Source organism: Arthrobacter sp. P1_D12, assembly GCF_056406175.1.
In genome coordinates, this window is sequence record NZ_JBFUAR010000042.1 from 1 (window position 1) to 8781 (window position 8781).

10 protein-coding genes, 1 tRNA gene and 1 pseudogene are annotated in these 8781 nt (G+C 67.1%); 3 read left to right on the forward strand and 9 right to left on the reverse strand.

Features of this window, described 5'->3' with window-relative positions; translation table 11 throughout:
• Positions 1-732, forward strand: a pseudogene (locus AC1DZV_RS21475) (IS481 family transposase); the annotation flags it as partial.
• Here AC1DZV_RS21475 and AC1DZV_RS21480 read toward each other — a convergent pair.
• On the reverse strand, positions 641-1027 hold the full coding sequence (locus tag AC1DZV_RS21480) for a peroxiredoxin (RefSeq protein WP_476954535.1): 387 nt from the start codon (positions 1025-1027) through the stop codon (positions 641-643). The pseudogene AC1DZV_RS21475 and the gene AC1DZV_RS21480 sit on opposite strands and share 92 nt — an antisense overlap.
• Before the next feature lie 109 nt (positions 1028-1136).
• On the opposite strand from AC1DZV_RS21480, the gene AC1DZV_RS21485 reads away from it, so the two are divergent.
• Positions 1137-1619: a MarR family winged helix-turn-helix transcriptional regulator gene (locus AC1DZV_RS21485; protein ID WP_043433894.1), complete on the forward strand. Its 483-nt coding sequence runs from the start codon at positions 1137-1139 to the stop codon at positions 1617-1619.
• Between the two features lie 89 nt (positions 1620-1708).
• On the opposite strand, the gene AC1DZV_RS21490 is transcribed toward AC1DZV_RS21485, so the two are convergent.
• Together AC1DZV_RS21490 and AC1DZV_RS21495 are read right to left on the reverse strand one after the other, a co-directional pair.
• A complete protein-coding gene (locus tag AC1DZV_RS21490) occupies positions 1709-2098 on the reverse strand; it encodes a hypothetical protein (protein ID WP_476951151.1) in 390 nt (129 codons plus the stop codon).
• A gap of 356 nt (positions 2099-2454) precedes the next feature.
• On the reverse strand, positions 2455-3084 hold the full coding sequence (locus tag AC1DZV_RS21495) for a DUF2510 domain-containing protein (RefSeq protein WP_476951152.1): 630 nt from the start codon (positions 3082-3084) through the stop codon (positions 2455-2457).
• 288 nt (positions 3085-3372) lie between these two features.
• Here AC1DZV_RS21495 and AC1DZV_RS21500 point away from each other — a divergent pair, with 288 nt between their 5' ends.
• The gene (locus AC1DZV_RS21500; RefSeq protein ID WP_028275031.1) at positions 3373-3561 is read left to right on the forward strand and encodes a hypothetical protein; all 189 of its coding nucleotides are present in this window, start codon (positions 3373-3375) and stop codon (positions 3559-3561) included.
• Between the two features lie 923 nt (positions 3562-4484).
• On the opposite strand, the gene AC1DZV_RS21505 is transcribed toward AC1DZV_RS21500, so the two are convergent.
• The 6 genes from AC1DZV_RS21505 to AC1DZV_RS21530 all read right to left on the reverse strand — a co-directional run.
• Complete coding sequence (locus AC1DZV_RS21505) at positions 4485-4799, reverse strand: hypothetical protein (RefSeq protein WP_476954536.1); 315 nt, start codon at positions 4797-4799, stop codon at positions 4485-4487.
• 497 nt (positions 4800-5296) lie between these two features.
• A complete protein-coding gene (locus AC1DZV_RS21510; RefSeq protein ID WP_476954537.1) occupies positions 5297-5695 on the reverse strand; it encodes a hypothetical protein in 399 nt (132 codons plus the stop codon).
• Between the two features lie 172 nt (positions 5696-5867).
• Entirely contained in the window at positions 5868-6413 is a 546-nt protein-coding gene (locus AC1DZV_RS21515) for a hypothetical protein (RefSeq protein ID WP_476954538.1), read from the reverse strand.
• 202 nt (positions 6414-6615) lie between these two features.
• A tRNA-Lys gene (locus AC1DZV_RS21520) sits at positions 6616-6691 on the reverse strand.
• A gap of 116 nt (positions 6692-6807) precedes the next feature.
• Positions 6808-7935 carry a PQQ-dependent sugar dehydrogenase gene (locus AC1DZV_RS21525; RefSeq protein WP_476954539.1) on the reverse strand — a complete coding sequence of 376 codons (1128 nt, stop codon included), beginning with the start codon at positions 7933-7935 and terminating at the stop codon, positions 6808-6810.
• A 46-nt stretch (positions 7936-7981) separates the two neighbouring features.
• Positions 7982-8781: sunset domain-containing protein (locus AC1DZV_RS21530; protein ID WP_476954540.1), on the reverse strand; the 800-nt coding region annotated here is incomplete at its 5' end.

Consider the following 8781-nt stretch of genomic DNA (forward strand, 5'->3'; position numbering starts at 1 on the left):
CGGACGAGTGCCGACCGTGAGCTAGCCGTCCTGGACGCCCGGCGGTCGTTACGGTTCGGGCCGCTGAGGATCGCTGCGTTCACCGGCGTCCCGCCCCGGACCGTGTCCCGGATCCTGCACCGGCACGGGGTCCCGCGGCTGGCGGACTGTGATCCGCTGACCGGCGCCCCGATCCGCGCCGCCCGGACCACGGCGAAGCGGTACGAGCGGGCACGGCCCGGGGAACTGGTCCATCTGGACGTCAAGAAGCTCGGCCGCATCCCGGACGGCGGCGGCTGGCGGGCCCATGGCCGCTCGGAGCAGGTCAAGGGACGCGGRATCGGTTAYGACTACGTCCAYGTCGCGATCGATGACCACACCCGCATCGGCTACGCCGAGGTCCTTCCCGAYGAGAAGGGCGCCACMGCGGCCGGGTTCCTCACCCGCGCCGCGGGCTAYTTCGCCGGCCACGGCATCCAACGGATCGAACGCGTCATCACCGACAACGCCTTCGCCTACCGCAACTCCACAATGTTCCGTCAGGCAGTCGCWGATCTYGGAGCAGTTCAGCGCTTCATCAAGCCCCACTGCCCCTGGACCAACGGCAAAGCCGAACGCTTCAACCGGACCCTGCAAACCGAATGGGCCTACCGGCAGGTCTTCACCAGCAGCACCCACCGCCAATCCGCACTTGCGCCCTGGCTCCAGCACTACAACACTGAACGAATCCACACCGGCATCGGAACCACACCCATCGGTCCTCGTCGGAGAGCAGCGGGAAGTTCAGCCCTTCGGCGGCCGCGAACGCGGCAAGCTTCCCGACGGGGTCGGGGGAGATGCCCACGACGTCATAACCTGCGGCCTGAAGCGCGCCGAGGGAATCCCGGAAATCGCAGGCCTCCTTGGTGCATCCCGGCGTGGCGGCTGCCGGGTAGAAGTAGAGCACGGTCTTCCGGCCCCGGAAATCACGCAGGCTGACGTCCTGTCCTTCGGCGTTCTTGAGGGTGAAATCCGGTGCTGTGGCACCGTCGGTGAGTCGCTCGGACACGGGTGTCTCCTTGGTGAGGTTCGTCATGAAGCGGGGTGATAATCCAGCGTAGTGACGCGATCGGCGCCGGACGAATCCGCTGCTGGCTATACTCTTGGGTATGCCTGATATGGATCGCTGGCCCACGGGCCGCCTATTGTCCACGGCAGCACGTCTTGTAGAACACTCCTGGAACGAAAAATTGGGGGCCATTGGCCTGACCCATGCCGGGGTGATCGCCATGGAGGTGCTCTCGGCGAATGGGCCGATGACGCAAGCCCAATTGGCCCAGCTCGTCCGGGTCCAGGCCCAGACGATGGGCAAGACACTAAGCCGGCTGGAAGCGCACGGCCACATTTCGCGGCACCGCAGCACCTCCGACCGGCGCAGCCATGTGGTGTCGCTGACTGACCAGGGGCGCGAGGCGGTTGCCGCTGCCGCCGACATGGAACGTTCCGTGCTCGCCGCCACTCCCATTGACCCCGACGTGTTGCGGCAGGAGCTCCAGGCCGTGGTCAGGGTGCTGGCAACCAAGTCTTCCTCGCCGGAGGCCAATGCCATCGTCACGGCTGCCGAGCCGGGCGCCATTGCCGGGGCCACCCCGCTGAATTAGCCACGTTGCTGTGCGGGGAACGGGAACGGGACGGCAGGGTTCCCGCCGTCCCAATCAGTTCCGTTCTCGAGGCCTTCAGTGGTGACCAGTCACCAGGTGTGCCTGTGGTGGTTGTGGTTCTTATTGTCGTGCCGGTTTCCGTGATGGTCCCAGAACCCGTCCTTGTCATGCCGGCAGCCGTCCCGGCCCGTCCACGAGCCGCGGTGGTCGTTGTCGTCCCGCCAATTGCCATGATCGTCGCGCCAACCCCATCCGTCGGCGTTGTCATGCCACCGGTTCTCCCCGTCCCACCAGCCATTGCGCGTGTCGTGCCGGTTGTTGTCCCGCATGTGGTGCCGGTTCACAAATGAGGACTGACTCCAGGAGCTGGCGGAGGCGGTCGAAGTGGTAGCGGCGGCGCTGGCAGGCAGGGCGCTGGCGCCCAGGCCCAGTGCGGCGGTCACCGCGGTTGTTCCAATGATGCGAATAGCCTTGTTCATGAAACTTGGTCCTTACGGAGATCGATTTCCCTGGCCCCGGGGGCGGGCCGTGCAGGCATGCTGCCGGGGGGCCCATGATTTCCGTGTCTGCTGACGCGATCCTCAGTGAGGGCACCGGGAGAGCTGAATATCAACTTTGGTGGTCGCGTCGGGGTCTTTGGCCGGCGTTGTTGTCGGTCCGGGTCTGCAGGACCGGGCGCTCCAGAACTGTTGCCCGGAGCATCTTTCCAGTCAACGCCCCTGCGTTGACTCTCAAAAGGGACTAAAGACCCTGTTCTGGCGGATCGTTTCAGGAGCCAGGATGCTGGCGATCGGAGCAGCCCCGGCACGTTGGCCGCTGCCTGGATTGACGCTGCCTACACCGTTACGGCCTGGTTCGCCAGGGTGGCGACGATGGCTGACATTTTGAGGCCGGTGAGCACTGCCGTGAGCAAGACGACGCTGACCGTGACCCACACCGGGGCGAGCCCCCGCCGCGGTGCTACCTCGTGGACAATCACGGAGCGGCCAATCACGTAGACCTCCCTGCTGAGGAACACCCACGCCCAGTGGAACGGCCGGACAACGCCGTCCTTGCGCAGCCGGTCCCAGTCCAGGTACGCCAGGAGGGCGGACAAGCCGTAGGCCACGAAACTGATTGCTATGAAGAGGAAGTAAGGCGCCGTGAAAATCGACGCCGGATCAATTGTCTGGATCTGCCGCGGGCCCGCCGTGCGCAGCCGGAGCACAGGGTTCCAGAACATCAGCAGGATGAGCGGCACGAGCGGAAGGGCCACAATTGTCCAGATGTACGCGTTGTAGACCGGTGTCCGGTCGCTGATGCGCCTGCGCGGCGCCACCGGGTGGCGGGGCGCTGTCGCCTCGAACTGCGGTGCGTTGAACTGGCCGGTCCAGGCCGAACCGTTCCACCACTGAAGCCGGCCCGAGCCTGCCGGGTCCGGATACCAGCCAGGGCCAGGGGCGGAGGCGTTGGGCGGGACGGTCATGGCTGTTCATCCTTTGCGTGGCGTGGCGCGCGTTGGCTTCTTCTGTTCCGTGAGAGAGCGTACAGGGGGATGGGCAACTCCATGATTCCCCCATTGGTCGCAGTGGTGCATTGGATGGAGTCTAACCGCGGCCCGTGCCGGCGGGAAGGCCGGCCGGCGGCGCAGACCCGTCCGCTGGAACCCTTGGGCCAGCCTGCCGCCCAGGCGCAAAAGGGCAGTCCGGAAGTATCGACGCGCCAGCCGATTGGGAGGACGATTAATAGGCAATCACCACGAAGGAGGTCAGTGATGTGCTATTCGTACAACAGGGATTCCTGGCGGGATACCAGGAAGGATGCCGCAAAGGATTCTGAGGATCGCCCGGAGACCCGGGCGGAGGCGCCGGAATTCAGGTTCTGGGCCTTCCCCCGCCGCAGCAAGGAGTTCACGGTCGAAGAGCCGGAGAAGGTGCGCGACCGGTCCCGCGAGAAGGTCTGATAAATCGATGTGCATGAGGCGGCCGCTGAGCCACACAGTTCACTGTGACGGTTCGGCGGCCGTTTCATGGCCCGGCGGGCCGGCGGAGGCCAATGGCCGCGGAGAGGCCTATGAGCAGACCGCTGAGCGCCAGCAGGAATCCGCCGGCGAGACCGCCTTGCCCGTCCGGTCCGGGACCAACCCTGCCGGCCGCCGCTGCGGAAGGATTCGCCGTTGCGGACTCCGGGCTCTGGCCCGCGCCCGGCGACTGATAGGCGGACGATCCCGCCGTGGCTGGGACCGGAACAGCACCCGTGGCCGGTGGGGTGGGGGCTCCTTGACTGACGGAGGGGGCGGGGCCCGGCGTCGGCGGAGCCGCGTCCTGTCCGGGGACCTGGCTTTGAGACGGCGACTGTGACGGTGGTTGGGGCGGCGTGGGGTCCGACGGCGGCGCTGTGCTGCCCGGGGGAGTCACTCTCGGCGCCGGGGAAGCGGACGGTGGGCCCGGCGTCGGCGAGGCGGGGCAGACCTTCAGGGGAAGAAGGCCGGCGGACTTGCAGGGCGCGGCCGCCGCGGGCAGCGCAAGGACCAACGGCGAGACCGCGAGCAGCAGGGCCACGGCGGATGCGTACGAGGCCTTCCGGGTGGAGTTCATCCTTACCATCGTAGGGTTCCACCGCCGGCAGCCGGGGAATCCGTTCTGTGCGCGTCCCCTTAGGTTGGTCCACCGGCCGCGGAGCATCGCTAATCCCCGCTCCCGCGCTTTCCGGTGTAGTACCCGGCAAAGATCAAACTGAGCCCGCAAAGCAAGGATCACGTATGGAAAGAGTCCGACGCGGACGGGCGGGATCTGAATGGCCATGATCGTGCCGATGAGGGCATTCAGAGCTCCCACGCAAAGAAGCGCCGCGCCAAGCCACCTCGGTGTCATGGGCCGTTCCCTGTCACCGCCACAATGACTCCTCCTCCGGAAACTGTGCAAGGAGATCCTGAATCCGTACCCGTCGGCGCCGCACCCAGAACGGGTACCATACGGTCAGGCCAAGGAATAACGGGCTGCAGATCACTCCAAACCAGGGACGCTCGGGGCTATCGAGGATCAGGAAGACCCCCAGTGCGGTGAAAAGGCCGCACATCAGGGGTCCGAACCACGCCATGTGACGCTCCTGGATGAGGATCCGGATCAGCTCCGGTTCCCACTGTTCCGCGGATGCCTCCTCCGGCAGCTGCCCGGTGGAGATGGCCTTCCTGAGGTTCATTGCGGTGGGCGAGCCGGGAGGGAGTGCCCGCTCTTTCGCCCGGGCGCGGAAGGCCGACCCAGCGTGAAGATTCCGGTTGCCACGCCGAAGGCACCGTATACAAGGACGTCCTCAGCCGTGACCTCCCTGCCCCTGAGGACCCTCGTGCCCGGCTGCTTCGGCTCGCAGGGCACGGGTTTCAGCGGCTGCTCCCCGGATCAGGGGAACGAAGACCGTGGCCAGGGCGGCAGCGAACACCACGGACCGCCACGGCTCGGGTATGCCCACTGCACTCAGGACGCTGCTCAAGAGGACGAGCCACAGCAACCCCCCAGACCACCAGCCGGCGCCGCTTCGGCGGCATTCCCTCCAGTGAGTCGGACGGCCACGATTGCCACTCGTACGTTCTACCGCCACCACCGCTTCCCGAGGTCATGGCGACAGACTACGCGCACCCGTCCCGAAGCTCGCATGGCCAGCGGCCGGTCGCAGGACCTTCTCCGGCGCTCAAGTCGAAGTCAGGAGCTCTCCCAGTATTTATCGCCCACAGCTTCGAGATACAGGGTCAGGAACTCGGACAGCGTCGACGCCGCCAGTGGCCAGTCACTGCGCGGGTCCAGGGGCTGTGCGACCAAGACGGCGCCGTTGGCTTCCAGTACCAAGAGGTCCGTGTCGCCAAGGAACTCGCCGATGACGGCGTCGCTCGGCACAAGGTCGGTCGGTCGACTCGCTCGCTCGGCGTTGGTGCGCGCTGCCGCCTTCGCGGGTTCCAGAATGTGGAGGCCCCATTGGCCGTAGTCGACGTCTTGGAACAGCCATGCCTCGCGACTTGATAGCCAGAGTGCCTCCAGCTCGGGCAAAAGTGGGTGGGCGGCCCAAGCCCCTGAGACTTCGTCGAGGGAGGCTCCTGACTCCACCTTGCTGGCGAGCCGGAATGGGTTCGACCCGACTCCGACTCCGTCGCGAGGCTCGGTCCAATTGCGATAGGGATCGAGAGCAGCATTTACGGTCGGCATCAGTAGTCCCTCCACCACGCGTTGGGCTGGGTCCGATGCACGTCCAGCGGAGTCCGCACCGGGCTCGTCAGCCTCACTGGCCCGTGACCTTGATTCCGGCGACCGCCCCGGTCCAGGCGCCGGTCGGGTCCGGGCGGGTCAACTGGGCACTGACGTAGCCCTTCTGCAGTTGGACGACCTGCGATTGGGTTCGCGAGCAATCGACCTCGAACACCGTGTGCTCTGTTCCGGCCAGCGAGTTCTGGGAGAGGAAGATCTGGGCATGCGGGATGCCCACGCAGGCCGCGGTGACTGTGTGCGGACCGGCGGCCGTCACCGTTGCGGCTTTGGTGAAGCCAACCCCTGGCCCGTCCGCCGGACCGGTATCGGATAGGACTACGGACCCTGGCGCCCCGGCCAGACGCTTGTGCAGCTCGGCGTAATTGCTCGCTTCGACGCCCAGCACCCCCGGATCTTTGGTCGGGGCGGCGGGCGCCGGGCGGCGGCTTTGCCCGGCCGCCGTCGGCCGCGGATCGCCCTCGTCCTCGTAGGCGCAGGAGGCCAAACTACCGGCGAGCAGCAGGCCAGCAACGTATGCCGCAGCGCAGCGGACTGTTTTCGTTCCCCCAGGACCAGACATGGGCCGAGTCTACGGTCAGTGCCCTAAATGGCAAGTCATCCCGGCCCGGCCCGTCGGGCAGCCTTCGCCAACCTGATTACGAGTCTGGTCTGCGCAGCAGCCCGCATACGGCCCGCTACGGCGTCGTCGCCGGCTCCTTTTCGCCAACAAAAAAGAAACCCCGTCCCGCAGGCCGCTAAGCCTGCGAGACGGGGTTTCTCGCTGGTGCACCCCCCGGGACTCGAACCCGGAACCCATTGATTAAGAGTCAATTGCTCTGCCAGTTGAGCTAGAGGTGCATCTGTTGTTTTCGTTCACCGGGGCTTTTTATTTCCCGCGTTGTTCTCCGCAACGACATGAAACTCTACACGAGATTGGCTGTCGTGTGAAATCGAGGGGCGCGGGATGGCCCAGGTCAGCCGGGGAGGTTCAAAATCAGCGCGAAATCAGGGTTTTGCCCATTGCTGAGGAGCCACAGGCGCCCGTCAGGAGCGAGTGAAACGTTGCGCACCCGCCCATACTTTCCTGTGAAATAGCTCACAGGATCTCCGGCGAATTCGCCGTTAAGGGGAACGACCCAAAGCCTTTGGCCGCGCAGGGCGCCCAGGTAGGCGGTGCTGCCGACAATTTCGAGTCCGCTGGGGGAAGACTCCGCCGTCGACGGCCACACCACCTTGGCGTCCAGGAAGCCGGGGCGGTGCGGGGCACCCGTGACCTCGGGCCAGCCGTAGTTGCCGCCCGGCACGATCAGGTTGAGCTCGTCGTTGACGTCCGGGCCGAATTCGCTGGCCCACAGCCGGCCCGCGCTGTCCCAGGCCAGTCCCTGGACGTTCCTGTGGCCGAAGCTGTAGACGGGGTTATCGCCGAACGGGTTTCCCGGTGCCGGCCTGCCATCCGGAGTGAGTCGGAGGATCTTTCCGCCGAGCGCCGTGCGGTCCTGCGGCTGCTCCCGGCGCTGCGAATCGCCCGTCCCCACGTACAGGAAACCATCGGGCCCAAAGCGGATCCGGCCGCCGTTGTGCGTGGCGGCCTTGGAAATGCCGGTGAAAACCGGTTCCAAGGCACCGAGCTCCAGCCGGCCGCCACGTTCCGCCAGCCGCATGCGGGCGATTCTGTTGTCCGCCGCCGCGGTGAAGTAGGCGTAGAGGTAACGGTCCGACGCGAAGTTGGGGGAAAGGGCAAGGCCCAGGAGGCCGCCTTCGCCGCCAGGCACGACGCCGGGTACTTTGCCGACCGTACCGAGCTGTCCGTCTTTGATGGTCCTGAGCAGTGCTGTGTCGCGCTCGGAGATGACCGCGGTGCCGTCGGGTAGATGGACCGCGGACCACGGGAGTTGCAGCCCATTAACCCGGCCCGCAACCGTGGGCTCACCCGCTGCCCCGGCCGTACCCGCTGCGCCGGTGGCAGTGCGGTCTCCCGGCTGAACCACGGGCGAGGTTGAGCCGCCGGTACAGGCGCTCAGGAAAAACAGGACAACGGCAAGCGCCACGGCCCGGGCCACTGCCCTGCCAATGAAGCACCTGCCGGTAATACGGGTGAGCATCAACGGACGCGATGAGAAGGGATGGGTCGGCCGCCCGGACCGCCGGCTACTGCCGTGTCCGGCGCGGCGGCCGGAACCCGGCTGCTTCGGCGTGGGCCGGGGAGGCAAACCACACCTCAGCCCGGGTTTCCTCATACGCCGGGCTGGTCTCGTCGTGGTAGATCATCGACGAGGCATTGCCCTTGACTGTGAAACCCTCAGGGCCGCTTCCGTCGGCCGCCGGAGCCGCTGACCCCTCGCCGTAAGGCTCCTCAGTGGCCAAATGGCCGGTGGGCTCGGCCGTTGGGCTGGCGGAGGCCCCGGCCGCTGCCGGCGAGGCTGCCATCTCCGTTGTTTCCGCGTCGCCGGGACCCGCGTGCTGTGTCCCGGCGTCGGGTGCTCCTGGCATCGCCGTGCCGGTGCCGGTACCAGCGCCAGTGCTGGTTGAAGTGCCCGTGCCGGTAACGGTGTCGTCGTCGACCGGTTCCGCGGCTGCCGATTCCGCCCCGGGCAGAGTCGGCGCGTGGGGCTCAGTGTATTCCGGGTGGTGGACGGGCAGGCCCGCCGCGCCAGTCTCCGCAGCAGCACCACGCTCGGCGGCCGTCACAGCGTGCGCACCGCGGGCCGGCTCAGCGTGGGCCGCGGCGGTGGGTGTCTGCGCCGGCGGGGCGGTCTCGGACCACTGGGTCTCCCACTCGGCATTGCCCGGGACGCCCGTTGCTTCCGGGGCGGCCTCGGCGCCCGGCTCGATGGTCTGGGCCGCGGTGGCAGCTGCGGGCCCGGCCGCCTCGGGGGCAGCCATGGCCTCCCGGGACGGTGCGTCCGGCTCAGGCGCAGGCGCTGCATCGGGGCCGGCCACCGCGGCAC

Bases quoted from the DNA above. Each gene is read 5' to 3' on its own strand.
- AC1DZV_RS21495 (WP_476951152.1), bottom strand. From the start codon at position 3,084: ATGACCGTCCCGCCCAACGCCTCCGCCCCTGGCCCTGGCTGGTATCCG.
- AC1DZV_RS21500 (WP_028275031.1), top strand. From the start codon at position 3,373: ATGTGCTATTCGTACAACAGGGATTCCTGGCGGGATACCAGGAAGGAT.
- AC1DZV_RS21515 (WP_476954538.1), bottom strand. From the start codon at position 6,413: ATGTCTGGTCCTGGGGGAACGAAAACAGTCCGCTGCGCTGCGGCATAC.
- AC1DZV_RS21525 (WP_476954539.1), bottom strand. From the start codon at position 7,935: ATGCTCACCCGTATTACCGGCAGGTGCTTCATTGGCAGGGCAGTGGCC.
- AC1DZV_RS21485 (WP_043433894.1), top strand. From the start codon at position 1,137: ATGGATCGCTGGCCCACGGGCCGCCTATTGTCCACGGCAGCACGTCTT.
- AC1DZV_RS21505 (WP_476954536.1), bottom strand. From the start codon at position 4,799: ATGAACCTCAGGAAGGCCATCTCCACCGGGCAGCTGCCGGAGGAGGCA.
- AC1DZV_RS21490 (WP_476951151.1), bottom strand. From the start codon at position 2,098: ATGAACAAGGCTATTCGCATCATTGGAACAACCGCGGTGACCGCCGCA.